The sequence below is a fragment of the Nonomuraea sp. NPDC054003 genome (genome assembly GCF_055585125.1).
Window position 1 is genome coordinate 16,558 of sequence record NZ_JBVJKR010000016.1, and the last position, 23,352, is coordinate 39,909.

The following is a 23,352-nucleotide window of genomic DNA, read 5'->3' on the forward strand; positions in this document are numbered from 1 at the left end:
TATCGGCTTGCCGAAACACTAGTAAACAGGCGTATACTTCCATGCGGAATACGAGGGGATGTGGTGACTTGGCGGGCCAAGCGGCGGCCGCAAGCCCCCAGAAGCAGTACACCCACCGCGAGGTCCTCGAGGTCATGGCCGGGCTCATGCTCGCCATGCTCACCTCGATGCTGTCGACGTCCGTGGTGGGCACGGCGCTGCCGACGATCGTGGGGGAGCTCGGCGGCCAGGACCAGTACTCGTGGGTGGCCTCGGCGACCATCCTGACGATGACGGTGTCCACACCGCTGTGGGGCAAGCTGTCCGACGTGTTCGGCCGCAAGCGGCTCTTCCAGGTGGCGCTGGCGGTGTTCGTCGGGGCGTCGCTCGCCGCGGGGCTCTCGCAGAACATGGGCCAGCTCATCGCCGGGCGCGCCCTGCAGGGCGTGGGCGCGGGCGGCCTGGGCGCGCTGGCCCAGGTCATCCTGGGCGACATCGTCTCCCCCCGCGAGCGGGGCCGCTACTCCGGCTACATGGGCGCCGTCTTCGGCGTCTCCACCGTCGCCGGGCCGCTGCTCGGCGGGTTCCTGGTCGACGCCGAGATGCTCGGCTGGCGCTGGTGCTTCTACGTGGGCGTGCCGCTCGCCGTGGTCGCCGCGGTCGTCGTGCAGAAGGTGCTCAAGCTGCCGCACGTCAAGCGCGACACCCGCATCGACATCTGGGGCGCCACCACCATCACGGCCAGCGCGACCTCGCTGATGCTGCTGCTCACCCTGGGCGGCACCGAGTTCGCGTGGAACTCGCCGTGGACCTACGTCCTGGCCGCCGTCAGCCTCGTCTCGCTGGGCCTCGCCGTGCTCGCCGAGCGCACCGCGGGCAACCCGATCCTGCCGCCCCGGCTGTTCAGCAACCGCACGTTCATCCTGACCAGCCTCGGATCGCTGTTCGTCGGCGTGGCGATGTTCGGCGCGATGATCTACCTGCCGCAGTACCTGCAGGTCGTCCAGGGCATGAGCCCGACGGACTCCGGCCTGATGACGCTGCCCATGGTGATCACGCTGTTCCTGTCCGGCGTCATCTCCGGCAAGACCGTCACGCGGACCGGGCGGTGGAAGATCTTCCCGGTCGTCGGCATGCTGCTCGTGACCATCGGGCTGTTCCTGCTGTCGCGGCTGCACGTCGACTCCAGCCCGTGGATCATCGGCTTCGACATGGCGGTGCTCGGCACCGGGCTCGGCCTGACCATGCAGATGCTGATCCTGGCCGCGCAGAACGGCGCCGAGGTCCGCGACATGGCCTCCACGACCTCCGGCGTCTCGTTCTTCCGCTCGCTCGGCGGCGCCATCGGCGTGGCCGGGTTCGGCGCGATCCTGACCAACCGGCTCTACGCCGAGATGCCCGCGGGGAGCGCCAGGCCGTCGCTCGGCAGCCCCGACGAGATCCAGGAGCTGCCCGAGCCGGTCAAGCACCTCGTGCTGGAGGCGTTCACCCGCGGCCTGGAGACCGTCTTCCTGGTGGGCGTCCCGATCGCCCTGCTCGGCTTCCTCGCCGTGGTCTTCCTGAAGGAGCTGCCGCTGCGCGGCGGCGCCACTCCCCCGCCCGCCGCCCCGCCGCCCAGCAGGGACGACCTGGTGCTGGCCGGCCTGCTGCTCGAACTCGTCGCCCAGCGCGTCGAGCGCGTGAACGGCCGGCCGTCGGCGCTGCTCACGGCCGTGGCCAAGATGGCGCCGCCGGACGACCGTACCGAGAAGGAACGTGCCAGGGCCGTGGCGCGTGAGGTGCTGCGCCCCACCTCGCGCGCGCTCATCGCGCAGGCGGCGCCGCCGGCGCCCGCGAAAGATCTCGTGACAGGAGGGATCCCGCAGTGATCCGCAAGTTCGTCGGCGCCGTGCTGGCCGCGCTGGCGGCCATGGCCGGGTTCTGGCTGATGGTCGCGCCGTTCGCGCTCGGCACCCAGCCCGAGGGCGCGGCCTGGAACTCCGCCACCACGTCGGAGTTCTTCACCGGCCTCGGCGTCGCCGCCGTCGGCCTCGCGGGCGCCGCCGCCTTCGCCGCCGCCATCCACGCCGAGCTCGCCGCGCGGGGCCTGGTGACGGTACGCGAGCGCCAGCGGGAACCGGAGCCCGCCGCCCCCCAGACCTCGTCCGCCGAGCTGGCCGCCCTGCTGGCGCCCCTGGTCGAGGCCCTGCGCGAGGACCTCGACGCGACAGACCGCGAGCGGCGGCAGAACGGATCCGCGACCCTGGTCGCGTCGGAGGACCAGCGATGAGGGCCAAGCTGGGCGTGACCGCGCTGGCGCTGCTGTTCCTGGCCGGGCTCTGGCTCGTCGCCGCCCCGTTCGTGGTCGGCTACCAGCCCAGGGGCGCCGCGCTCACCGCCGCGACCGTGAACGACCTGTGGATCGGCGGCGCGCTCGCCGGCGGGTCGTTCCTCGGCCTCGTCTGGTACGCGGCCGACCTGTTGCACGAGCTGACGACCCGGCGCGGCAAGCTGCGTCGTAGCGGCTGACCTGCTGGAACGTGTCGTATCGTGGCGGGATGAAGCGTGCTGCCACCCTGGCGCTCGTGGTGCTCGCCTCCGTGGCGTGCGGCGGGCAGAGCCCGGTCGCGTCCACCGGACCGGCGCCGCCGACGACCTCCGAGACGGAGCCGGCGACCTCGGAGCCGACGCCCACCGCCACCGAGCCGCCCTCGTTCGACGCCGAGGTGAGCCAGGTGACCCGCGACCAGTTGCGGTACTCGTGGCGTGAAGGCTGCCCGGTCCACTACCGCGACCTGCGCCTGATCAGGATGACCTACTGGGGCTTCGACGACAAGCCGCACACCGGTGAGCTGGTCGTGCGCAAGACCGTCACCGACGACATCGTGCAGGTCTTCGAGAAGCTGTACGACTGGCGCTGGCCGATCAGGCGGATGGAGCTGATCGACGTCTACAAGGGCGACGACTACGACTCCATCGACGCCGACAACACCTCGGCCTTCAACTGCCGCCAGGCCACGGGGTCGAGCAGCTGGTCCAAGCACGCCTACGGCGAGGCGATCGACATCAACCCGCGCGAGAACCCGTACGTGACCGCCGACGGCAGGACGGCCCACTCCAACGCCCGGAAGTACACCAAGCGGCCGATGAAGGGCAAGGGCGTGATCAACCCCGGCGACAAGGTGGTGCGGGCGTTCGCGCAGGTGGGATGGCAGTGGGGCGGCAACTGGTCGGGCACCAAGGACTACCAGCATTTCAGCAAGGGCGGCGGCTGAGAGAATCGAGACATGGCTGACAAGGACGGCGACGGCTGGACCGAGTGCGGGCGAGGACACCGCCACTGGGGGCTGCACGGCGCCTCGGGGCTACTCGCCGTGCACCACGACGAGCTCGGGGTGCCTCACGTGCTGATGCAGAAGCGTTCGGCGTGGAGCCACCACGGCGGCACGTGGGGGCTGCCCGGCGGGGCGCGCGACAGCCACGAGGACGCGGTGGCCTCCGCGCTGCGCGAGGCCCGCGAGGAGGCGGCGGTGGCCGGCGACCTGCTGCGGGTGCAGGGGGTCTACCGCGACGACCACGGCGGATGGGCGTTCGAGACGGTGATCGCGGAGTCGGCCGAGCGGCTGGCGGCGGTCTGCGCGAACGGCGAGAGCGACGAGCTGCGCTGGCTGCCGCTGGGCGAGGTGGCCGCCAGGGAGCTGCACCCCGGCTTCGCCGAGACGTGGGGCACGGTCAGCGGTGCGATCAGCCCGGAGACCCTGGTGCTCGACGTGGCCAACATCGTCGGCGCGCGGGCCGAGCGCGGCTGGTGGAACGACCGGCTGGGGGCCGCCACCCGGCTGCTGGAGGAGGTGTCGGGGCTGCGGCTGTCGCATTCGGTGCTGGCGCAGTGGTATCCGCGGATGGTGGCGGTGGTCGAGGGCGCGGCCAGGGAGGTGCCCGACATTCCCGGGATGCAGGTGGTCGCGGCGGCCGGCAGCGGCGACGACGCGATCGTGGACGTGGTGCGCCGGGCCAAGCCGTGGGAGCGGGTGCTCGTCGTCACCGCCGACCGGGAGCTGAGGGAGCGGGTCGCCGAGCTGGGGGCAGAGACGGCGGGACCCAAGTGGCTGCTGTCACAGCTGCGCGGGTAACACGTCGTCGAAGACGGCCTTGAGCCCGGTCACCTCCAGCACCCGCTGCAGGACCCCGTGCACGCCGGTGAGCCGGAGCGTGCCGCCGCGCCCGCCGACGGCGCGCTGGTGCTCGACCAGCGCCCACAGGCCGCTGGAGTCGCAGAACTCCAGCCCGGAGGCGTCGATCACCACGTCGAGAGGTCCTTCGGCGGCGAGGGCGTCGAGCCGCTTCTTGAAATCGGGAGCCGTCAGCTTGTCCAGGTCACCCCGCAGGCGCACGGTGGCCGAACGCTCCGCCCGTGCCACCTCGATCTTGAGATCCGCCACCACCTGAACGTACACCGGCGTCACCGCAGCCGCTATCGTGGTGTCGCACTGGAGGGTTCGCATAGTGGACGAGTGCAGCCGCCTTGAAAGCGGCCAGGTCAGCGATGGCCTCGTGGGTTCGAATCCCACACCCTCCGCTTCCCGACGAAACCCGCTCACCGGCCGGTGAGCGGGTTTCGTGCCGTCTACCGGCCGGCTCCGGCGAAACCGTCTCCGATGCTGGCGGCGAGCTGCAGGTAGGCGTCCCTGGTCGCCTCCTGCAGCCGGTCCAGGTCGATCTCCGCGCCCTCCTCCAGATGCGGGTCGTACGGCACGCGCACGACGGCCCGGCACCGGGCGGCGAAGTGGCCCTCCAGCTTGTTGATGTCGACGGCCGACTTCGACCTCGGCCTGACGCTGCACAGCACCACGGTCGCGTCGCGTACGAGATTCTCGTAGTGGTGGGCCTCCAGCCAGTCGAGCGTGGCCGAGGCCGCCCGCGCGCCGTCGACCGACGCGGAGCTGACCAGCACGATCTGGTCGGCGAGGCCGAGCACCCCGCCCATCGCGGAGTGCAGCAGGCCGGTGCCGCAGTCGGTGATGCAGATCGAGTAGAAGTTCTCCAGCACCTGCGAGACGGCCTGGTAGTCGGCGCCGCTGAACGCCTCCGACACCGACGGGTCGCGGTCGGAGGCCAGCACCTCCAGCCGCGACGGCGCCTGAGAGGTGAAGGCCCTGATGTCGACGTACCTCTTGACCTGGTCGGCCTCGTTGAGCAGGTCGCGGACGGTGGCCGAGGTCTCCAGCTTCAGCTTGTCGGAGAGCGTTCCACGGTCGGGGTTGGCGTCGACCGCGATCACGCGGTCGCCGCGGATCTGGGCCAGCGTGGCGCCCAGGCCGACCGTGGTCGTGGTCTTGCCGACACCGCCCTTCAGGCTGAGCACGGCGACGCGGTGGTGGCCGGTGGCGACGGGCGTGCGCGCCCTGGCCATCAGCGCGCGGCGGCGCCTGACCTCCGGCGGCTCGCCGGGCTTGATCCAGCCGCCGGACGCCTTGTAGACGATCCGGCGCCAGCCCTTGGAGGGGGCGTTGCGGCGGCCGCGCAGCAGCGTGTCGGGGTCCAGGCTCTCGGCGGTGGGCCTGCCGGTCGCCGGGGGCCTCGGCGGGGCGTTGAAGACGGGCACCGGGGCCGGGCGGTGACGCGGCTCGGGCTGCCTCGGGGGCTCCTCGGCTCTCGGGGGCGCCTCCTCCGCCGGGCGCGGCTCCTGGAACCTGAGGTGCTCGTCGAACGTGCGGGCCTCCCGGCCGGCGCGGGGCTCGTCGAAGGCGCGCTGGGACGGCTCGGCGAACGGCGGGCTCGGCTGGTCGAAGGTGCGTTGCGGAGGCTCGGGGAAGGCGTGCTGCGTGGGCTCGGGGAGCGACGGGGGCGGCAGCGACGGGAGGGACGGGAGCGTTTCGTCCGGGGTGTGCTGGGCTGCCTCCTCGCGCGCCGGCTCGGCGGCGGGCTCGGGCGGGGCGGGCGTCTCGCTGGCCCAGGCCGGTGGAACGGGCCAGGAGAGGTTCTCCTCGGTCTTCTCCTCCACCTTCTCCGGCTCGGGGAAGGACGCCAGCGCGTAGCTGTCGGTGTCGTCCGGCCGGGGCAGCGGCTTGAGCGGGGCCAGGAACGCGTCGTCGATCGCCGGTTTGGTGTCGGCGCTGTCATCGGCGGGCGGATCGTCCCCCGTGTCGGCCTTTGTGTCGGTCTTGTCGCGCGGGCTCGCCTTGTCCAGCCACTCCCCCGCCTCGCTCTCGGTGGCGGGCACCGCCTCCGACCCGTACACCGAGTCGACCGCGGCGCGGAAGAGCGGCGGGGTCGGCGTGTCGTGCTGCGGCACCGACGCCCACGGGTCCTGGGGGTAGGGCGAGACGACGACGGTCTCGTCGGCCGGGACGCCCGGGCCGGTCTTGGCGCTCACCTTGACCGGCGCCTCCTCGGACTCCTTGATGGCGTCCAGCCAGGCGAGCTGTTCCTCGAGAGATTCTTCTCGATCGTGTCTTGCCACCGTGTTCCCCCTCGGGCGGGTCTAAAGGGGTGGTAAATATCTTGCAGATTAACGCCAAGCGCTCCGGGGAAGGCCGGCAACCCTCAACTTCTCTGCCCCGTTACCGTGGTGCGCATGCGAGCCATCGAGATCACCCGCAGCGGCGGGCCTGAGGTGCTGGAGTGGCGGGAGGTCCCCGACCCGGAGCCCGGGCGCGGTGACGTGCTCATCGACGTGGCCGCCTCGGCGGTCAACCGGGCGGACGTCCTCCAGCGCCAGGGCAACTACCAACCCCCGCAGGGCGCCTCGCCCTATCCGGGGCTGGAGGTGTCCGGCGTGGTCGCGGCGGTCGGCGCGGACGTCGAGCACTTCAAGGCGGGCGACGAGGTGTGCGCGCTGCTGGCCGGCGGCGGCTACGCCGAGCGGGTGGCCGTGCCGTGGCAGCAGGTGATGCCGGTGCCGCGGGGCGTCCGGCTGGAGGAGGCCGCCGGGCTGCCCGAGGTGGCCTGCACGGTCTGGTCCAACGTGTTCATGCTGGGCCGGCTGCGCAAGGGAGAGACCCTGCTGGTGCACGGCGGCGCGAGCGGCATCGGCACGTTCGCGGTGCAGCTCGCCAAGGCGTTCGGGGCGAACGTCGTGGTCACGGTCGGCTCGTCCGGCAAGGGCGAGCGGGTCAAGGAGCTGGGCGCCGACGCGTACGTGAACTACCGCGAGGAAGACTTCGCCGAGCAGGTCAAGGCCGATGTGATCCTCGACATCATGGGCGCCAAATACCTGGCCGGCAACATGCGGGCGCTGAAGACCGGCGGGCGGCTGGTGGTCATCGGCATGCAGGGCGGCCGCAAGGCCGAGCTCGACCTGGGCGTGCTGCTGGCCAAGCGGGCCTCGGTGCACGGCACCACGCTGCGCGCCCGCCCGGTCGAGGAGAAGGGCGCGATCGTCCGGAGCGTCGTGGAGAACGTGTGGCCGCTGATCGACGCCGGGGCGGTGCGGCCGGTGGTGTTCGCCGAGCTGCCGATGTCCGACGCGGCCGAGGCTCACCGTATGGTGGATTCCGGCGACCACGTTGGGAAGATCCTCCTAGTACGGTGAGACTTATGAATGCTGAGGACAACAACTCGCCTCACATCGTGGTGGTGGGCCCCGACTTCCAGGGTCAGGACGATAACGGCGAAGACGAGCGCTCGGTTGCCAACCTGGTCGAGCAGCCGGCCAAGGTGATGCGCATCGGCAGCATGATCCGGCAACTCCTCGAAGAGGTGCGGGCCGCCCCGCTCGACGAGGCCAGCCGCAAGCGGCTGAAGGACATCCACCAGTCTTCGATCAAGGAGCTGGAGGACGGCCTGGCGCCCGAGCTGGTGGAGGAGCTGGAACGGCTGTCGCTGCCCTTCACCGAGGACACCGGCACCGCGCCCAGCGACGCCGAGCTGCGGGTGGCGCACGCCCAGCTGGTGGGCTGGCTCGAAGGGCTGTTCCACGGCATCCAGACGACGCTGTTCGCCCAGCAGATGGCGGCCCGCGCCCAGCTGGAGCAGATGCGCAGGGCGCTGCCCGGCGGACGGCCCGAGGAGCACCCGCGCCCGCCGGGCGGCTCGGGGCCCTACCTGTAGAGCTCCTCGAGCACCAGCGCGACGCCGTCCTCGTCGTTGGCCGCGGTCACGTGATCGACCGCGGCCAGCACGCCGGGGTGCGCGTTGGCGACCGCGTAGGAGGTGCCTGCCCACGTCAGCATGGGCAGGTCGTTCGGCATGTCGCCGAACGCCACGACCTGCGACTGCTCGATGTCGTGCCGCTCGGCGAGCGTGGCCAGGGCCGTGGCCTTGGTGACGCCGATCGCGCTCATCTCGATGAGCCCGCGGCCGCTGGAGTGGGTGGCGGTCACCAGGTGCCCGACCAGCTCGTGCACGGTCGCGTGCAGCTCGTCAGGGCCCAGCTCGGGGTGCAGGGCCAGCAGCTTGACGCAGGCCCGCGAGGTGAGCGACTCGCCGCGCAGGCGGGCCCTGCCCGTGGTGGCGCCGTCCCAGGTGCCGAGGCGGAAGTCCGACTCGTGCGCGTGGCCTCCCTCGTACTCGACCGAGAACGAGAGATCGGGGACGTTCGCTCGAAGCTGAGAGACGACTTCTTCGAGCACCTCCGGGTCGATGAGGTGAGACTTCACCACCCGCTCGGTGTGCATGTCGTAGATCAGCGCCCCGTTGGCGCAGACGGCGAGGCCGCGGTGCCTCACCGCCCCCGCCACGGGGTGCATCCACCGAGGCGGGCGGCCGGTGACGAACACCAGCATGGCCCCTGCGTCCTCGACTCTGGCGAAGGCGGCGGCGGTGCGGGGAGACACGGTTCCGTCCGTACGGAGGGCGGTGCCGTCCAGGTCGGTGGCCACCAGGCGGGGTGCGCGTAGGTTGTGCATAACACGTTCCAGTTTGCCCGCTGATGCGCCCAGCCAGAAATCTTCGTTCGACGGGAACACCAACGCGCCAGAATGGTGTTAGATGTGGAGGCGTTGTATTAGCTATCCCGTAGTGAAAACCAGCATGACATTGTCTGAGCCACCCCGGGTGCTTGCTGTACGACACACCGGGATCCACGAGGTGTGGGTCCCATAGATTCACATCCTGAGGGAGAGCTTTTATGGCTCAGGGAACCGTCAAGTGGTTCAACGCCGAGAAGGGCTTCGGCTTCATCGCCCCGGACGGCGGCGCGCCGGACGTGTTCGTGCACTTCTCCGAGATCGTCGGCAACGGCTACCGCAGCCTTGAAGACGGCCAGCGGGTCGAGTTCGAGATCACGCAGGGCCAGAAGGGGCCGCAGGCCTCCCAGGTCCGCTCCATCTGACCTGTAGCAGCGAGACAGGCCGGGGTTCGCTTCCAGCGGACCCCGGCCTTTCGCGTTTGTTATGGCCTTGACCGGCCGTTGTCACGGGTGTGACTCGATTCACAGGCCAGGCGAACCCCGGCACCTTTCCGCACATCTAGCGATATATGAGGTACGCCTGGTTATGTCACCCCGTAACAGTGACCTCCGTGATCGTCCTGTTACTCAACGATCACATCCTCAAGCACGCCTGGCCCGGGTTCGTCACGGGCAAGCTGAGTGACCTCGCCGGACTCGTCGTCGCACCGCCCCTGGTGGCGCTCCTCCTGCTGCGCCGCGCCGATCTCGCGGCGACCATCCTGACCGGTGCGCTCTTCACGGTCGTGAAAACGACGGAGACGGGCGCTGAGGCCGCCTCCCAGATCTGGACCACCCTGGCGGGCTCCTCGCGCGTCCTGGCCGATCCTGGGGACCTGCTGGCCCTCCCTGCGCTCCTCCTGGCCTGGTGGGTGCGGCAGCGCAGCCGGCGGGCGGTGGCCGCGCGGTGGCGGGTGCTCACCGCCGTCCCCCTGGCCGTCCTCGCCGTGACCGCCACCGCGGGCCACCCCGGCATGCCCGGCGCCGAGGTCGTCGACCTCAGGGACGGCGTCCTCGTGCTCGACTCCCGGTACGCGTCGCACGACGGCGGCGCGACCTGGGAGACGTACGTCGCCTCCGACGCCTACGCGGGATCGGAGCGCGAGTATCGGCCCGGCCAGCGCGCCGCCTGCCTGCGCGAGCACTGCTACCGGCTCGTTCGGCATCACGTGAAGGTGCTGCGCTCCGGCGACGGCGGCCGCACCTGGGAGCCCGAGTGGGAGATCCCTCCAGGCCGGGTCACCATGCTCGAACGCGAGCTGGTGGGCGGGCGGCCCGACGAGGATCCCATCGTCTCCAGGACGCTCGTGGTCCAGGACCGGCCGGGCGGGCACGTCGTGGTCGTCGCCAACGGACGGGACGGCGTCGCCGTGCGCGGCGTCGACGGGACGTGGCGGCGGTTCGGCTTCAGCGCCGACGGCCGTCTGCTGGAGTCGGCCGCGATCCCGCTCGACCGGCCCGCCGACGACGACGCGGAGATGCTGGTCGCCGGGCTGGCCGCCGCCTGGGCGACCCTGCTCGGCCTGGCCGTTCAGTCGGTGCGGGCGCGCCGCGCCCGCCCCTGGCTCGTCGTCGTGCTGGGCGGCCTCGGGGCGCTGCTGATCGCGCCGTTGCCGTACGAGCGAGTGTTCGGACCGCACCAGAACGTCATGACGGACTGGAGCCCGCTGCCCCCGCTCCTCGCGGCGCTGGGCGCGGCCCTGCTGATCTGCGTGGTCGTCGTGGCCTGCTCGCTGGTTTCGGACGGCGGCGTCGGGTCGCGGGGCGCGGTGGACGCGCTGGCGCTCGGCGTGGCGGTCGGGCTCTGCGTGGCGGGGCCGTTCAAGGCGTGGAGCACGGGCTGGATCGACCACGGCGCGGCGCTGGCCGTCGCCGTGGTCGCCGCGCCGCTCGTGTGTCTCCTCGGGGCGCTGGCGCTGCGCCCCCGCGGCTACTTGACCGGCTCCAGCACGTCGAGCCCCACGTAGGGGCGGAGCGCCTGGGGGACCACCACGGAGCCGTCGGCCTGCTGGTGGTTCTCCAGGATGGCGACGATCCACCGGGTGGTGGCCAGCGTGCCGTTGAGCGTGGCGGCGTACTGCGGCCTGCCGTCCTTGTCGCGGAAGCGCACGCCCAGCCGGCGGGCCTGGAACTCGGTGCAGTTGGAGGTCGAGGTCAGCTCGCGGTAGCGGCCCTGGGTCGGGATCCACGCCTCGCAGTCGAACTTGCGGGCCGCCGACATGCCGAGGTCGCCCGCCGCCGTGTCGATCACGCGGTAGGGCACCTCGATCTTGGCCATCATCCGCCGTTCGTACTCCAGCAGGCGCTGGTGCTCGGCCGCCGCGTCCTCTGGCCGGACGAAGGAGAACATCTCCACCTTGTCGAACTGGTGGACCCTGATGATGCCCCGGGTGTCCTTGCCGTAGGAGCCCGCCTCGCGGCGGAAGCACGACGACCAGCCCGCGTAGCGCAGCGGGAGCTGGTCGGCGGGCAGGATCTCCTGCGCGTGGTAGCCGGCCAGCGACACCTCGGAGGTGCCGACCAGGTAGAGGTCGTCCTCGGGCAGGCGGTAGATCTCCTTGTCGTGCGCCACGTGGAAGCCGGTGCCCTGCATGGTCTCCGGCTTGACCAGGACCGGGGTGATCATGGGCACGAAGCCGGTCTCGATGGCCTGCTGCATGGCCATGTTGAGCAGGCCGAGCTGCAGCCGGGCGCCCTGGCCCTTGAGGAAGAAGAACCGCGAGCCGGACACCTTGGCGCCGCGCTCCATGTCGATCGCGTCGAGCCGCTCGCCCAGCTCCAGGTGGTCCTTCGGCTCGAAGTCGAACGTGCGCGGCTCGCCGTGGGACTCGAGCACGACGTAGTCGTCCTCGCCGCCGGCGGGCGCGTCGGCCTCGACGATGTTGGGCACCGTCTGGAGCAGCCCGTCGAGCTCGGCGGCGAGCTTCTCCGCCTCCGCCTCGGCGGACCGCACCTGGGCGGCGAGGTCCTTGGCCCGCTGGAGCAGCGCGGCCTTCTCCTCGCCCTGCGCCCTGGAGACCTGCTTGCCGAGGCTCTTCTGCTCGGCGCGCGAGGACTCGAACGAGGTCAGCGCGGAGCGGCGGCGCTCGTCCAGGTCGAGCAGCGAGTCGACGACCGAGTCGTCCTCGCCGCGGGCACGCTGCGACGCCCGCAGCCGGTCGGGGTCCTCACGAAGGGTACGCAGGTCGATCACAAGGAAAGGCTACCGGCGCGCGGCGAGCACCCGCTCCCCGATTATCAGACCTGGCCGGCGCGGATCCTGGCGAGCCACTCCTTCGCCCCGGCGAACTCGGGGTCGCCCGTGCCGCGCTTGATCTGGGGAGCCACCCCGTCGGCGCGCGGATAGCTGCCCAGGAAGCGCACCTCGCCGCAGATGCGGTGGAGGCCCGCGACGGCCTCGCCCACCCGCGCGTCGGCCACGTGGCCCTCGAAGTCGAAGTGGAAGAAGTAGCGGCCGATGCCCTGGCCGGTGGGCCGCGACTCGATGCGGCTCAGGTTGACGCCGCGCACCGAGAACTCGGTCAGCATCTCCAGCAGCGCGCCCGGGTGGTCGTCGGCCAGGAACACGACCAGGGTGGTGCGGTCGCTGCCGGTCGGCTCGGGCAGCGGGCCCGGCCTGGTCACGCGTACGAACCTCGTCACGGTGTCGGACCGGTCGCCGATGTCGCCCCGCAGCTCGACCAGGCCGTAGTGCTCGCCCGCGATGCGGGCGGCGATCGCGGCGTCGTACGGCGAGCCGGGCAGCGACACCTCCTGGGCCGCCGCCGCCGTCGACGGGGCGGACACCACGACCGCGTCGGCCAGCTCGCGGTTGAGGAAACCGCGGCACTGCGTGATCGCGGCCGGGTGGGTGTAGACCCGCTTGACGTGCACGATCTCGGTGTCGGGCCGGGCCAGCAGCGAGAACCGCACCGGGAGCAGCAGCTCGGCGGTGATCAGCAGCGGCTCGCCCCAGGCGAACTCGTCCAGCGTCGTCGTGATGCCGCCCTCGAGCGAGTTCTCCAGCGGGACCACCGCGGCGTCGGCCTCGCCGGCGCGCACGGCGTTGAGCGCGGCGGTGACCGTCGCGCAGGGCAGCCGCTCGGCTTCGGGCTCCAGGAGCGTCAGGGCCTCTTCGGTGAAGGTGCCCTCAGGGCCGAGGTACGCGGTTCTGGACATGATTACAGGGTATCCGCAGGTTGACGTGCTAGGTGGGGCATTCGGGACTCCTCGGCACGCCGCCCCGGCAGCCAGTGCGCCAGCAGCCAGACGAGGAAGATCGCGCCGAGGCCGAAGCCGTTCTGCACGATCTTGCCGAGCACCGGGCTGACCACCGGGATCTCCGCCGCCTTGATCGCCACGCCCCACCAGGGAACCGGCACCACGTAGTACAGCCACACCCCGGCGGCCACCCGCAGCCGCACCGGGTCGCGCCCGTCGCCGACGATGGCCCCCAGCACCACGACCACCCAGGCCAGATGGTGGATCCAGGCCACCGGCGACAGCAGCACCGCCATCAGCCCCACCAGCGCCACCGCCGTCAGCGTGTCGCCGCGCCGGTACGCGTCGCGCGCGCCGCGGAACCCGTACCAGCCGACCGCCGCGACCGCCGCCAGCCAGATCGCGGTCGTCAGCAGGTCGGGCAGGTAGAGGCGGATGAGCATGCCACGCATCGACTGGTTGGTGGTGGCGGCGTTGGCGCCCAGCCGCTCGGAGTCCAGCAGCGCGCCGAACCAGAAGTCCACCGCGTCCTGCGGGATCACCGCGAACGGCAGCAGCGTCAGCAGCGCCGTCACCAGCGAGGCCATGAACAGCGTCCGCCACTGCCGCGTCACCAGCAGGTAGATGAGGAACACCCCGGGCGTCAGCTTGACCGCCGTGGCCAGCCCGATCAGGAACCCGCGCGGCCACCACGGCCGCCGCGCCACGCAGTCGGCCAGGCAGAGCGCCACCAGCAGGATGTCCACCTGCCCGAACCGCACCTGGTCGCGGATCGGCATCAGGAACGTGCACGCCACCATCAGGAACGCGAACACCCACGGCGCGTGCCGCCCCAGCGACTCCCGGAACGCGAACCCGACCGCCACGCCCAGCGCCGCGAAGATTCCCGCCGTCCACACCCACTGGGCGGTCACCCACGACATCGCCGCCAGCCCGCTCGCGAACAGCGCCGCGACCGGCGGGTAGGTGAACGGCAGCAGCTGCGGCGCCGGCGTGAAGAACCCGTAGACCGGACGTCCGTCGAGCACCATCTGACCGCCGGTACGGTAGACGTCGAGATCGACGAGACGCTGGTCGCCGGGGTTGGTCAGCCAGTGCTCGACCAGCGGCCACACCCCGGCGGCGACGACCACCGCCGCCAGGGCCCACGCCCACCATCGCCGCCGCATCGGCGTCTCGACACCCGTCACGCTGTGGCAGGCTACCGTGGCGGTTGACCGAAGGGCGCGCCGACTCAGGGGGTTCAGCACGATGCCGCACAGGTTCCGCTCCCTGTTGCGGCTGGTGGTCGTCGGGCTGCTCACGGTCATGGGGGTCGCCGTCCCGGCCTCCGCCGCCGTCCAGGGACGGGTGGCGGTCGTCGGCGTGCCGGGGCTCGAGTGGAGCGACATCGACCAGGCGCGTACGCCCAACCTGTGGAAGCTCGCCGGGCAGGGCGGCACCGCCTCCCTGTCCACCCGCGCCGTCCCGCCCCCCGGCCGGGGCATCACCTGCGCCGTCGCCGGCTGGCTGACGGTCTCGGCGGGCCAGCGCGCCGGCACCCCCGGCGAAGGCTGCCCCGAGACCCCGGCGCCGCAACGCGCCGACGACCAGGGCCCCCCCGAGGACCCCGGAACCGCCACCCCGGAAAGCCCTGCTCCCACCGACACCTCGCAAGGCCCGACCCCGCCGCCGACCAGGACCCCGGCCCCGGCGCCCACCGGCGGTCCCGGGGCCTCCGGACACCCCGTCACCGTGCCCGGCTGGGCGGAGCTGGTGGCTCACCAGGCCGGCACCGGCTACGACGCCCGGCTCGGCACCCTCGCCCAGACCGTCATCGACGGCGGCGGCAAGGTCGCCGCCGTCGGCCCCGGCGCAGCCCTGGCCGCCGCCGACGAGACCGGCCGCGTCGAGACGTACGCCGACGCCCCGGCCCGGCTCGGCGACCTCTCCCCTTACGCGCTGATCGTCATGGACGTCCCGGACCTCGCCACCGCCTGGGCCGCCCAGCCGCGGGACGAGTACGGAGTCCCCACCGGCATGCCGCAGGACGTCCGGCAGGAAGCGGCGGCGGCGGCCGACCGGCGCGTCGGCGAGTTCCTGGCCGTCCTCCCGAAGGACACCACCGTCCTGGTCGCCGGGATCTCCGACGTCTCTCCCGGCGCCCACCTCCACGTGGCCATGGCCACCGGCGAGCGCTACCCCGCAGGACACCTGACCGCCACCTCGACCAGGCAGGACGCGCTGGTCGCGATCCAGGACCTGACGGCCACCGCCATCCACCTGACCGGCCTCGAACCCCCGCGGCAGGTCGTGGGCCGCCCCTGGCAGCCGGGCGGCGCGACGGGCCCCGCCACGCAGGAGACGGTCGCCGAGCTGGCGGACGCCGACCTGGCCAGCCAGGTGCTGCGCGAGGTCCGCGGCCCCTTCTTCGCCGTCTTCGTCGCGGTCCAGCTCCTCTTCTACGCCTTCGCGGCCCTGGCGCTGCGCCGCCGCAGATCGGCCGCCCCGCCGGACGCGCGTCCCGCCGGAGCCGGCGACACCGCCGCCGAGGCCGGTGGCGCCGGGGGGATCGACGTGGCCGGGGCGTCGCGGTTGCTGGTCACCGTGCAGGTCGTCTCCGTGATGAGCGGCGGCATCGCCGTCGCCACGTTCCTGGCGCAGCTCGTGCCGTGGTGGAGCCTGCCCGCGCCGATGGCCGCGCTCATCGTCACGATCGTCGCCATGGCCGGGCTGATCACCGGCCTGGCCTTCGCCGGTCCGTGGCGCGCGCACGTGCTCGGCCCGCTCACCGTGGTCGCGCTGGTGACCTCCGTGGCGATGCTGGCGGACGTCATGACCGGCTCCCACCTCCAGGTCAACGCCGTCTCCGGGTACGAGCCCGTGACGGGCGGACGGTTCTACGGCTTCAGCAACATCGCCTTCGCCATCTACGCCACCGGCACCATCCTCGGCCTCGCGGGCATCGCCCAGTGGCTGCGCGGCAAGGGCGCGCCCCAGGCGGCGGTGATGACGGTCTGCGTGCTGTACGGCGGACTGGCGGTCTTCGCGGACGGGTCGCCCGCGTGGGGGGCGGACTTCGGCGGCGTGCCGGCGTTCGTCGCGGGCCTGTCGGTCTTCCTCATCCTCCTCTCCGGCGGCCGGGTGTCGTTCGTGAAGCTCCTGGTCGTCGGCCTGGTGGGGACCGTGCTCATCGGCGCCATCTCGGTCGCCGACTGGGCGCGCCCGGCCGGGCAGCGCACGCACCTCGGCACGTTCGTGCAGCAGGTCATCGACGGCCAGGCGTGGACCGTCGTGAGCCGGAAGTTCGGCGCGATGGTCGGGGTGACCGTGGGGAACTGGTCGCTCACCCTGCTCTCGCTGGTCGCGCTGGCGTTCTTGTTTCTGGTGCTGGCGCGGCCGTCACGCTGGGGGGCGTCGGCGCTCGGGCAGGCGTACGCGCACGCGCCCGCACTCCGCGCCGGTCTGATCGGCGCGCTGACCTGCGCCTTCATCGGCTTCCTGATGAACGACTCGGGCATCGCCATCCCGGCCATGGCGCTCACGGTGGCGGTGCCCCTGACGCTGGCGTCGTGCGTACGCGCTCTGCAGCTCGCCACGCCCACCACAGCAGGGCTGCCGTCAGCGCCAGCAGCAGCCACGGAACGACCTGACTCCGCACGACGGTCGTGAGCCACCCGAGCTCGGGCGGCTGCCCGGCGACCCGCGCGGGCAGGTAGGCCAGCGACAACACCAGCAGGTGGGCCACCATGAACCGGTCCAGGGCGGACGCCGCGGCCAGCGCCAGCACCCCGAAGGCGAGCCCGTCGTACCAGGGCAGCACGTACGGCGAGGCGAACAGGTAGGCGACCACCATCACCGCCGCCACGGCCACGGCCGCCTGGCCCCCTTCGCCCTTGACGGCGAACCACCCGCGCCCCGGCGCCGGGGAGGCCGTGAGAAGGGAGCGGGGGATCGCGCGGAAGAGGGCCCAGCCGATGAGGGCGAGCAGGAGCAGGGAGCCCACCTGGATCTCGCTGCGGTAGGCGTGGCCCATGCCGACGACCGACTGGAGCCAGCCCTGGACGAGCTTCCAGAACGAGGCGTTGGAGATGGACTTGCTGGTGCGGGCCACCGGGGCCAGCGCGTCGAGGCCGGCGGCGGCGTAACCGGCGGCCACCACCGCCAGGGCGACCCCGGCCGTCAGCGCCAGGCGGCGGGGGTTTCTGCGCAGCTCCCAGGCGGGGCCGAGAGCGACCAGGCCGGCGTTGAGCTTGATGGCGACCCCGAGCCCGAGCAGGGCGCCTCCGATGACAGGCCGCGACCGGGCCAGGAGGGCGGCGACCATGCAGGCGACGGCCAGGGTGTCCACGTGCATGCCGGCGACGAGCTGGTAGAGCAGCAGCGGGTTGGCCGTCCACAGCAGCGCGCCCCGCAGCCGCGCGGCGGGCTCGCCACGGGCGAAGCGGTCGATCAGGAGGCCGGTGACGATGAACGCCGCGACGTTGACCAGGGCCAGCAGGAAGATCGTCAGGCGGACGGAGTCGCCGGCCAGCCAGCTCGCGGCGGCGTGTGTGGCCGTGGCCACCGGGCCGTAGACCGAGGGCTCCTCGCGCCACGGCGCCTCGACGGCGTCGGTGACGGGATCACCGGGAAGGTCGTCGGCGCCGTGGGTGTAGGGGTCGATGCCGAGCGAGGCGAGGCGGCCGTAGCCGGCGTAGTTGAGATGGTCGCCGGAGCCCGACGGGGGCAGGAACGCGAGCAGCCCGGCGGCCAGGCAGCCGAGCAGCACGAGCGTGCGCGGCAGGCGCGCGGGGAAGGACGCGGGCGGCACGGCCAGGGCGCCGAAGAGACCGAGCCCGCCGAGCACCAGAGCGGCCACGGCCAGGGAGATCACCAGATAGGGGTGAGGACCGGCGGCCAGCGAGTAGGGCGGTTGCCAGCTTGGCCCCGACAGGGCCGGGACCATGGCGGAGGGGCCGAGCACGCCGATGAGGGCCGTCAGCAGGATCGAGGCGGCGATGCAGGCCAGAGCCGGCCACATGAGCCGGTGGGGGGAGCCGGCCCGCGTCTCGGAAGTCACCCGCAAATTCCAGCACACCCGCCACAGGGCTCCGTCCGCCCGTCCCCAGCCTGTGGACAACCCCGGGAAGGGTCAGCGTCTGGGGCGGAGCTTCGCGAGGTTGTCGGCCACGAGGGGTTCGCGGGTGGCCAGGGCCAGGGCGACGTCGCGGAGCTGCCTGGCCCGGTGGAGCTGGGAGCGCCAGTCGGAACCGGTCGCCCGGTGCGCCATGTCGACCTCGACCTCGACCACGCGGAACCCCTTGCGGATCAGGTCGATGGTCAGGGCGGTCTCCACGCCGAAGCCGTGGGCCAGCGGGCGGGCCGCCTCGAACGCCTCCCTGGTGAGGCAGCGCTGGCCGTTGAGCGGCTGGGTCGCCTCGAAGCCGGTGGCGCGGCGGATGCCGTCTCTCGACAGCCGGACGACGATGCCATGGCCGGCGAGCTTGACCCGGTTGGTGAAGGCGGCGATGGTCATGTCGGCCTCGCCGGCGCGCACGGGCCCCGCTAACGCGGCCGCGGCCTGGGCGCTGCCGGCCAGGTCGGCGTCCAGGAAGAGCAGATGGCGGGCGTCGCCGTCGAGAAGGCGCACGGCCTCGGCGCCCGTCTCCATGGCGGCCGCCTTGCCGCGGTTGCGGCTGTGGCGGACGACCTTGGCGCCCGCCGCGCGGGCGACCCGGCCCGTCTGGTCGGTCGAGCCGTCGTCGACCACGACGACGAGGTCGACGCCGGGCAGGCCGAGGGCCGAGGCGACGGTGAGGCCGATGCGATCGGCTTCGTTCTTGGCCGGGATGACGACCGCGGTGTCGCCCGCCGTCATGACTTCTCGGAGAGAAGGAACTCCTGCGGCACCTCGTCATGCACGGTGAACACCGAGTCGAGCCCGGTGACCTGCAGGATCTTCTGCACGGCGGGGCGCGGCGAGGCCACTTCGAGAGTGCCGCCCTGCTCCTTCATGCGCTTGAGTGCCGACAGCAGCACGTTCATCCCCGTGGAGTCGCAGAAATCCACGGCGGACATGTCTATGACCACGCGGCCGGGCCCCTCCTGGAGCAGCCGGGTGAACTCCGACTGCAGGTGGGGTGCCGTATAGAGGTCGATTTCACCGGCAATCACGACAAGTGCGTGGCCGGCATGTGATCGAGTCGAGACCTTGAGCTCCACAGAGGCAGGCTAGCGGCGTGAGGGCTCCGGGTCACGTTGTCACGCCGATACGTGAATGACGGCATGGATTCCGGGTGGTGACGAGAGTGGCCATTTGGGCTCCACGAAGACGGAGAGTAGGCGAAACTTGACGGTGCGCCACCATGGCGGCCGGAGAGGGGGCGGGCCTGAGCTCCGGATCCGGTCACCACTTCACAGGAGGAGGCTGGGCGAGCTCACGGGCCCGATGACCTATGAACACAGACCAACCGGAAGATCCTCAGCGTCGGAGAATCCGCGAACAGCTGGAAGCCATTCTCATCCGCAGCGAGAAGGCGACCTCGTGGCACGACGAGGCGGCCCGCCTGCGCGGGCTGGTCAACCACGAGGGTTACGTCCCCGTACGCACCAAGCTGGCCGGGGAGGACCTCGACTTCCTCTCCGGGGCCCGCGACGAGCTGCTGATGTTCTCCGAGCTCGGGTTGCGGCTGCTCGACCTGCACCAGCCGCGCGACGCGGGCGGCATCACCAGCGACGCCGCGCACCCCATCCTGCGGTGCCGGAGCTGCATGTGGAGATGGCCCTGCCCGACATTTCGTGCAATGTCGGAGTCGTTCGGCTCCACCTGCGAGTCCATCCTCCCGGAGACCGCCTGATCCACCCCGTCATCCGAGAGGGAGGCGGATCTCGAACCGGCAGCCCGGCCCCTCGTTCACCACGCCGATCACCCCGTCGTGCGCCTCCACGATCCCCCGGGCGATCGCCAGCCCCAGCCCGGCCCCGCCGTCCGCCGTCGGGGTCCGGGCCGCCTCCCCGCGGAAGGCCACCTCGAACACCCGCGACAGCTCCTCCTCCGGGATGCCGCCGCAGCAGTCGCTGACCGACAGGCAGGCCATCCCCGACTCCACCCCGGCCCGCATCACCACCGGCAGGTCCGAGGGCGTGTGCTTGACGGCGTTGACCACGAGGTTGCGCAGGGCCCGCCCGAGCGCGCCCGCGTCGGCCTCGACCGGCACCGACGCCGCCGCCTCAGCGGTGAGCACCACGCCCTTGGCCCTGGCCAGCGGCTCGGCCCCGGCCAGCGTGTCGGCGACCAGGTCGGCGAGCCCGATCCTGGCCCGCGACAGCCGCAGCGCCCCGGCGTGGATCCTCGACAGCTCGAACAGGTCGTCCACCATCGCCGACAGCCGCTCCACCTCCAGCTTGATCTGGCGGTGGTAGCGGCCGACCGTCTCGGGGTCGGCCACGACGCCGTCCTCCAGCGCCTCCGCCATGGCGCGCATCCCGGCCAGCGGGGTGCGCAGGTCGTGGCTGACCCAGGCGACGAGCTCGCGCCGGGCGCCTTCGAGTGCGCGTTCGCGCGCGTACGCCTCCTGCAGCGCGTCGGCGATGGCCTGGAGCTCGGCGGGCAGCCCCCGCGGCGCGGTGAACGGCGGCTCGCCGACCGCGGCCACCAGCCGCCTGCTCTCCGCCACCACCCGCCTGGCCACCACGAACGCCACACCGAGCCCGACGAGGCCGCCGACGGCGATCACGCTGAGCACGACGTCCCTGGCCGGGCCCTCGATGATCATCCGCATGGTGATCGCCACCACGCCGGCCAGGGTGGCGGCCACCGCGACGACCACCACGATCGCCATCATCACGCCGATGGAGCGGGTGCGCAGCCACCACATGACGGCCAGGCCCGCCGCCGCCACCAGCAGGCCCAGGCCCGCGGTGACCACGACGATCATGCCGAGGCTCACGCGGGGCCCTCCAGCGGTTCGTACCGGTAGCCGACCCCCCAGACCGTGACGATCCTGCGCGGGTCGGTCGGATCGGGCTCGATCTTCTCCCGTAACCGTCTGACGTGCACGGTCACCGTGGAGGAGTCGCCGAACGACCATCCCCACACCTGGTCGAGCAGCGCCGCCCGGCTGAACGCCTGCCTGGGGTTGCGCATCAGGTAGGCCAGCAGGTCGAACTCGCGGGCGGTCAGCATGATCTCCGCCCCACCCAGCCGTACCTCGTGGGCGCCCACGTCCACCGTCAGGTCGGCGTCGCGGAGCACGCCGGTGCCGCCGGTGACGGCCGCGCCGCGGGCGCGGCGCAGCACCGACCGCACGCGCAGGGCCAGCTCGCGCGGGCTGAACGGCTTGACCACGTAGTCGTCGGCGCCCGTCTCCAGGCCGACCACCCGGTCGATCTCCTCCCCGAGCGCGGTCAGCATGATCACCGGCACCGGCCAGCGCTCCCTGAGCTTCCTGCACACCTGCAGCCCGTCGAGCTGGGGCAGCATCAGGTCGAGCACCATCAGGTCGGGCGGCCTGGCCAGCGCGCGGCGCAGCGCCTCCGCGCCGTCGCCCACGCACTCGACCTCGTGCCCGTCGCGCTCCAGATAGCGTGCGACCACCTCGGACACGTTCGGGTCGTCGTCGACCACCAGGATGCGGGTGTTCACGCCATCACGGTACGGCGCTGCGGCGCGGGCGAGGCGATCACGTCATCGCTTCGTAAGCCTCGCACGCGGCACCGGCACGACGTACGGTGGCGTCATGGGTCGAGTCATCATGCTCGTGGCGGGTGCCGCGCTGGCGCTTTTCGTGCTGTTCACCTTCATCATCCCCATGGTTCTGGGGCTGCTGAAGATCGCGCTGATCATCGGAGTGATCGCTCTGCTGGTCTTCGTCGTCGTCACGCTGGTCGGTAAGTCGTCCTCGCCGCAGTGACGGCCTTCCTGTTCGATCCGTGGCTCATCGCCGTCACCATGGTGGCGGTCCTGCTGCTGGTCTCGTGGGCGGCCAGGCTGCTGCCGGCCTGCGGCGGTGAGCCGTCCGGGTTCCCCCTAGTGTACGCGCGGCGCACGGCCTTCCAGCGCCAGCGCGATCCCGACGCGGCCGGGAGACCGAGACCGCGAGCTCCTTCACCGCGCCCCGCTTCCTGTTAGGCGGGGCTCGGACCCGAGCCCTGGAAGTCTCCATGGGAGAAGGGCTCATGATCGATTCGCTTGTCTCGTTCGTCATCGGCGTCTCCGGGGGCCACGCCGCCCTCGGCATCGTGCTGTTCACCCTGGCCGTACGGCTCCTGCTGCTGCCGCTGGGCATCCGCCAGGCGCGCAGCGCCCGCGTCAGGGAACGCCTCGCGCCCAGGCTGCGCGAGCTGCGCAAGAGGTTCGGGCGCGACCCTGAGCGGCTGGCGAAGGAGACGTCCGCGCTGTTCGCCAAGGAGGGCAGCTCGCCGTTCGCGGGGATCCTGCCGGGGCTGGCCCAGTTGCCGTTCATGTGGCTGATGTTCCGGGTGGCGACCCACCCGACCGCGCTGGCGGGCCACGACCTGTTCGGGGCTCCGCTCGGTCAGCAGGTCGCGGCCGTGCTCGCACATTACGGTCTGTTCAGCGGACCATTTTCGGTCTTCGCTTTGGTGCTCGTGCTGATGGCCGTGGTGGCATGGCTGTCTTCCCGTACGGTGAAGTCGGCGCTCACCGACGACCAGCCGGAGCTCATCCGAAGGGTGACACCGTTGCTGCCGTTCGGCTCGGTGCTGGCCGCGGCGGTGCTCCCCCTGGCCGCCGGGCTCTATCTGCTGGTTTCCACGGCGTGGACCGTGGGAGAGCGCGCCGTGCTCGCTACCCGGCCTCTTTGAGCGCGTGAACCTGCCCGTTCATCTGCTTCTGAGGTGCGGGCAGGATCGCCCACACCGTTGTCGTGTCGCCGTCATGCCGCACGCCCCAGCTCTCCGCCACATACTCGACGATCCCCAGCCCGCGGCCGCCCAGCGAGGACAGGGCCGGCCGGCCCGCCCTCGGCTCGGTCGCCGCTCCCCCGTCGCTGACCGCCACCTCGATGTGACCATCGTTACGCAGCCAGGACACCCTCACCATCCCCGAAGGCAACGGGTGGGCGTGCCGTAGCGCGTTGCTGAGCAGCTCGCTCACCACGAGTACGGCATCGTCGATCGCGGGATCGAAGACCCCGCAGTCCTGAAGATCGTTGCTGAGACGCTGGCGGGCGACGGCGACGCTGGACGGCGCGTACGGCAGTAGCACCACGCTTGACACACCCACCTCCCCGTCTCCCAGTGCCCCCCGCGGAAGCACCCCCGGTACGACCGAAATGCCCCGTTACTCGATCCCAGAAACCGCATCTCGATCACAGCTTGTA

25 protein-coding genes, 1 tRNA gene and 1 pseudogene are annotated in these 23,352 nt (G+C 72.0%); 15 read left to right on the forward strand and 12 right to left on the reverse strand.

The genetic code is table 11. From position 1 onward, the window contains the following. Positions 1-41: 41 nt before the first annotated feature. The 5 genes from ACZ6YG_RS34750 to ACZ6YG_RS34770 are packed head-to-tail and all read left to right on the forward strand — an operon-like array spanning position 42 to position 4,091. Positions 42-1,847 (forward strand): MDR family MFS transporter, encoded by a 1,806-nt coding sequence (locus ACZ6YG_RS34750; RefSeq protein ID WP_466020350.1) that lies wholly within the window; start codon positions 42-44, stop codon positions 1,845-1,847. Continuing rightward, positions 1,844-2,248 carry a hypothetical protein gene (locus ACZ6YG_RS34755; RefSeq protein WP_466020351.1) on the forward strand — a complete coding sequence of 135 codons (405 nt, stop codon included), beginning with the start codon at positions 1,844-1,846 and terminating at the stop codon, positions 2,246-2,248. The genes ACZ6YG_RS34750 and ACZ6YG_RS34755 overlap by 4 nt, the downstream gene beginning before the upstream one ends. Next, positions 2,245-2,487: a hypothetical protein gene (locus ACZ6YG_RS34760; RefSeq protein WP_271276270.1), complete on the forward strand. Its 243-nt coding sequence runs from the start codon at positions 2,245-2,247 to the stop codon at positions 2,485-2,487. Before ACZ6YG_RS34755 ends, ACZ6YG_RS34760 begins: the two co-directional genes overlap by 4 nt. Positions 2,488-2,516: 29 nt before the next feature. Beyond that, positions 2,517-3,233: a M15 family metallopeptidase gene (locus ACZ6YG_RS34765; RefSeq protein WP_466020352.1), complete on the forward strand. Its 717-nt coding sequence runs from the start codon at positions 2,517-2,519 to the stop codon at positions 3,231-3,233. 12 nt (positions 3,234-3,245) lie between these two features. Next, the gene (locus ACZ6YG_RS34770) at positions 3,246-4,091 is read left to right on the forward strand and encodes an NUDIX hydrolase (RefSeq protein WP_219550747.1); all 846 of its coding nucleotides are present in this window, start codon (positions 3,246-3,248) and stop codon (positions 4,089-4,091) included. On the opposite strand, the gene ACZ6YG_RS34775 is transcribed toward ACZ6YG_RS34770, so the two are convergent. Next, on the reverse strand, positions 4,074-4,463 hold the full coding sequence (locus ACZ6YG_RS34775; protein ID WP_148036075.1) for an STAS domain-containing protein: 390 nt from the start codon (positions 4,461-4,463) through the stop codon (positions 4,074-4,076). The two genes, ACZ6YG_RS34770 and ACZ6YG_RS34775, sit on opposite strands and share 18 nt — an antisense overlap. On the opposite strand from ACZ6YG_RS34775, the gene ACZ6YG_RS34780 reads away from it, so the two are divergent. After that, positions 4,451-4,537: transfer RNA gene (locus ACZ6YG_RS34780), tRNA-Ser, on the forward strand. The genes ACZ6YG_RS34775 and ACZ6YG_RS34780 overlap by 13 nt on opposite strands. Positions 4,538-4,585: 48 nt before the next feature. Here ACZ6YG_RS34780 and ACZ6YG_RS34785 read toward each other — a convergent pair. Continuing rightward, on the reverse strand, positions 4,586-6,421 hold the full coding sequence (locus ACZ6YG_RS34785; protein ID WP_466020353.1) for a MinD/ParA family ATP-binding protein: 1,836 nt from the start codon (positions 6,419-6,421) through the stop codon (positions 4,586-4,588). Positions 6,422-6,535: 114 nt separating this feature from the next. On the opposite strand from ACZ6YG_RS34785, the gene ACZ6YG_RS34790 reads away from it, so the two are divergent. Further along, positions 6,536-7,492, forward strand: coding sequence for an NAD(P)H-quinone oxidoreductase (locus ACZ6YG_RS34790; protein ID WP_466020354.1), 957 nt, complete (start codon positions 6,536-6,538; stop codon positions 7,490-7,492). Between the two features lie 5 nt (positions 7,493-7,497). Then, the gene (locus ACZ6YG_RS34795) at positions 7,498-8,010 is read left to right on the forward strand and encodes a bacterial proteasome activator family protein (protein ID WP_148036073.1); all 513 of its coding nucleotides are present in this window, start codon (positions 7,498-7,500) and stop codon (positions 8,008-8,010) included. Here the strand turns inward: ACZ6YG_RS34795 and ACZ6YG_RS34800 are convergent. Next, a complete protein-coding gene (locus ACZ6YG_RS34800) occupies positions 8,001-8,807 on the reverse strand; it encodes an HAD family hydrolase (protein WP_148036072.1) in 807 nt (268 codons plus the stop codon). The genes ACZ6YG_RS34795 and ACZ6YG_RS34800 overlap by 10 nt on opposite strands. Before the next feature lie 221 nt (positions 8,808-9,028). On the opposite strand from ACZ6YG_RS34800, the gene ACZ6YG_RS34805 reads away from it, so the two are divergent. Together ACZ6YG_RS34805 and ACZ6YG_RS34810 are read left to right on the forward strand one after the other, a co-directional pair. After that, positions 9,029-9,232 (forward strand): cold-shock protein, encoded by a 204-nt coding sequence (locus ACZ6YG_RS34805; RefSeq protein WP_101787411.1) that lies wholly within the window; start codon positions 9,029-9,031, stop codon positions 9,230-9,232. A gap of 188 nt (positions 9,233-9,420) precedes the next feature. After that, positions 9,421-10,815 carry a hypothetical protein gene (locus ACZ6YG_RS34810; RefSeq protein WP_466020355.1) on the forward strand — a complete coding sequence of 465 codons (1,395 nt, stop codon included), beginning with the start codon at positions 9,421-9,423 and terminating at the stop codon, positions 10,813-10,815. Here ACZ6YG_RS34810 and serS read toward each other — a convergent pair. Genes serS through ACZ6YG_RS34825 form a run of 3 tightly spaced genes read right to left on the reverse strand, consistent with a single transcriptional unit; the run spans position 10,779 to position 14,238 of the window. Then, on the reverse strand, positions 10,779-12,041 hold the full coding sequence (gene serS / locus ACZ6YG_RS34815) for a serine--tRNA ligase (protein WP_148036070.1): 1,263 nt from the start codon (positions 12,039-12,041) through the stop codon (positions 10,779-10,781). The genes ACZ6YG_RS34810 and serS overlap by 37 nt on opposite strands. Positions 12,042-12,085: 44 nt before the next feature. Beyond that, on the reverse strand, positions 12,086-13,006 hold the full coding sequence (gene pheA, locus ACZ6YG_RS34820) for a prephenate dehydratase (RefSeq protein ID WP_397196529.1): 921 nt from the start codon (positions 13,004-13,006) through the stop codon (positions 12,086-12,088). 2 nt (positions 13,007-13,008) lie between these two features. After that, positions 13,009-14,238 carry a glycosyltransferase 87 family protein gene (locus tag ACZ6YG_RS34825; protein WP_397196528.1) on the reverse strand — a complete coding sequence of 410 codons (1,230 nt, stop codon included), beginning with the start codon at positions 14,236-14,238 and terminating at the stop codon, positions 13,009-13,011. A gap of 61 nt (positions 14,239-14,299) precedes the next feature. Between ACZ6YG_RS34825 and ACZ6YG_RS34830 the strand changes: the two genes are divergently transcribed. Continuing rightward, on the forward strand, positions 14,300-16,699 hold the full coding sequence (locus tag ACZ6YG_RS34830; RefSeq protein WP_466020356.1) for a hypothetical protein: 2,400 nt from the start codon (positions 14,300-14,302) through the stop codon (positions 16,697-16,699). A 286-nt stretch (positions 16,700-16,985) separates the two neighbouring features. Here the strand turns inward: ACZ6YG_RS34830 and mptB are convergent. The 3 genes and pseudogenes from mptB to ACZ6YG_RS34845 all read right to left on the reverse strand — a co-directional run. Beyond that, positions 16,986-18,050: pseudogene (gene mptB, locus ACZ6YG_RS34835) on the reverse strand (polyprenol phosphomannose-dependent alpha 1,6 mannosyltransferase MptB); the annotation flags it as partial. A 111-nt stretch (positions 18,051-18,161) separates the two neighbouring features. Next, on the reverse strand, positions 18,162-18,887 hold the full coding sequence (locus ACZ6YG_RS34840; protein ID WP_148036069.1) for a glycosyltransferase family 2 protein: 726 nt from the start codon (positions 18,885-18,887) through the stop codon (positions 18,162-18,164). Continuing rightward, positions 18,884-19,231 carry an STAS domain-containing protein gene (locus ACZ6YG_RS34845; protein WP_148036068.1) on the reverse strand — a complete coding sequence of 116 codons (348 nt, stop codon included), beginning with the start codon at positions 19,229-19,231 and terminating at the stop codon, positions 18,884-18,886. The genes ACZ6YG_RS34840 and ACZ6YG_RS34845 overlap by 4 nt, the downstream gene beginning before the upstream one ends. Before the next feature lie 233 nt (positions 19,232-19,464). Between ACZ6YG_RS34845 and ACZ6YG_RS34850 the strand changes: the two genes are divergently transcribed. Beyond that, a complete protein-coding gene (locus ACZ6YG_RS34850) occupies positions 19,465-19,866 on the forward strand; it encodes a hypothetical protein (protein WP_148036067.1) in 402 nt (133 codons plus the stop codon). A gap of 9 nt (positions 19,867-19,875) precedes the next feature. On the opposite strand, the gene ACZ6YG_RS34855 is transcribed toward ACZ6YG_RS34850, so the two are convergent. Continuing rightward, entirely contained in the window at positions 19,876-20,958 is a 1,083-nt protein-coding gene (locus ACZ6YG_RS34855) for a sensor histidine kinase (protein WP_271276260.1), read from the reverse strand. Beyond that, positions 20,955-21,653, reverse strand: coding sequence for a response regulator transcription factor (locus ACZ6YG_RS34860; RefSeq protein WP_148036066.1), 699 nt, complete (start codon positions 21,651-21,653; stop codon positions 20,955-20,957). Before ACZ6YG_RS34860 ends, ACZ6YG_RS34855 begins: the two co-directional genes overlap by 4 nt. A gap of 94 nt (positions 21,654-21,747) precedes the next feature. Here ACZ6YG_RS34860 and ACZ6YG_RS34865 point away from each other — a divergent pair, with 94 nt between their 5' ends. The 3 genes from ACZ6YG_RS34865 to ACZ6YG_RS34875 are packed head-to-tail and all read left to right on the forward strand — an operon-like array spanning position 21,748 to position 22,834. Beyond that, entirely contained in the window at positions 21,748-21,921 is a 174-nt protein-coding gene (locus tag ACZ6YG_RS34865; protein ID WP_187281667.1) for a hypothetical protein, read from the forward strand. After that, the gene (locus ACZ6YG_RS34870) at positions 21,918-22,139 is read left to right on the forward strand and encodes a DUF6412 domain-containing protein (RefSeq protein WP_148036065.1); all 222 of its coding nucleotides are present in this window, start codon (positions 21,918-21,920) and stop codon (positions 22,137-22,139) included. Before ACZ6YG_RS34865 ends, ACZ6YG_RS34870 begins: the two co-directional genes overlap by 4 nt. Positions 22,140-22,186: 47 nt before the next feature. Next, a complete protein-coding gene (locus ACZ6YG_RS34875) occupies positions 22,187-22,834 on the forward strand; it encodes a YidC/Oxa1 family membrane protein insertase (protein ID WP_397196526.1) in 648 nt (215 codons plus the stop codon). On the opposite strand, the gene ACZ6YG_RS34880 is transcribed toward ACZ6YG_RS34875, so the two are convergent. After that, positions 22,818-23,249 (reverse strand): ATP-binding protein, encoded by a 432-nt coding sequence (locus tag ACZ6YG_RS34880; protein ID WP_261809001.1) that lies wholly within the window; start codon positions 23,247-23,249, stop codon positions 22,818-22,820. The genes ACZ6YG_RS34875 and ACZ6YG_RS34880 overlap by 17 nt on opposite strands. Between the last annotated feature and the right edge of the window lie 103 nt (positions 23,250-23,352).

What these genes read in the sequence shown, in the direction of transcription:
- ACZ6YG_RS34830 (WP_466020356.1), top strand. Translation starts at nt 14,300, where the DNA reads ATGCCGCACAGGTTCCGCTCCCTGTTGCGGCTGGTGGTCGTCGGGCTG.
- ACZ6YG_RS34760 (WP_271276270.1), top strand. Translation starts at nt 2,245, where the DNA reads ATGAGGGCCAAGCTGGGCGTGACCGCGCTGGCGCTGCTGTTCCTGGCC.
- ACZ6YG_RS34765 (WP_466020352.1), top strand. Translation starts at nt 2,517, where the DNA reads ATGAAGCGTGCTGCCACCCTGGCGCTCGTGGTGCTCGCCTCCGTGGCG.
- ACZ6YG_RS34770 (WP_219550747.1), top strand. Translation starts at nt 3,246, where the DNA reads ATGGCTGACAAGGACGGCGACGGCTGGACCGAGTGCGGGCGAGGACAC.
- ACZ6YG_RS34850 (WP_148036067.1), top strand. Translation starts at nt 19,465, where the DNA reads ATGAACACAGACCAACCGGAAGATCCTCAGCGTCGGAGAATCCGCGAA.
- ACZ6YG_RS34795 (WP_148036073.1), top strand. Translation starts at nt 7,498, where the DNA reads ATGAATGCTGAGGACAACAACTCGCCTCACATCGTGGTGGTGGGCCCC.
- pheA (WP_397196529.1), bottom strand. Translation starts at nt 13,006, where the DNA reads ATGTCCAGAACCGCGTACCTCGGCCCTGAGGGCACCTTCACCGAAGAG.
- ACZ6YG_RS34775 (WP_148036075.1), bottom strand. Translation starts at nt 4,463, where the DNA reads ATGCGAACCCTCCAGTGCGACACCACGATAGCGGCTGCGGTGACGCCG.
- ACZ6YG_RS34840 (WP_148036069.1), bottom strand. Translation starts at nt 18,887, where the DNA reads ATGACGGCGGGCGACACCGCGGTCGTCATCCCGGCCAAGAACGAAGCC.
- ACZ6YG_RS34875 (WP_397196526.1), top strand. Translation starts at nt 22,187, where the DNA reads ATGATCGATTCGCTTGTCTCGTTCGTCATCGGCGTCTCCGGGGGCCAC.
- ACZ6YG_RS34865 (WP_187281667.1), top strand. Translation starts at nt 21,748, where the DNA reads ATGGGTCGAGTCATCATGCTCGTGGCGGGTGCCGCGCTGGCGCTTTTC.
- ACZ6YG_RS34750 (WP_466020350.1), top strand. Translation starts at nt 42, where the DNA reads ATGCGGAATACGAGGGGATGTGGTGACTTGGCGGGCCAAGCGGCGGCC.
- ACZ6YG_RS34805 (WP_101787411.1), top strand. Translation starts at nt 9,029, where the DNA reads ATGGCTCAGGGAACCGTCAAGTGGTTCAACGCCGAGAAGGGCTTCGGC.
- ACZ6YG_RS34790 (WP_466020354.1), top strand. Translation starts at nt 6,536, where the DNA reads ATGCGAGCCATCGAGATCACCCGCAGCGGCGGGCCTGAGGTGCTGGAG.
- ACZ6YG_RS34800 (WP_148036072.1), bottom strand. Translation starts at nt 8,807, where the DNA reads ATGCACAACCTACGCGCACCCCGCCTGGTGGCCACCGACCTGGACGGC.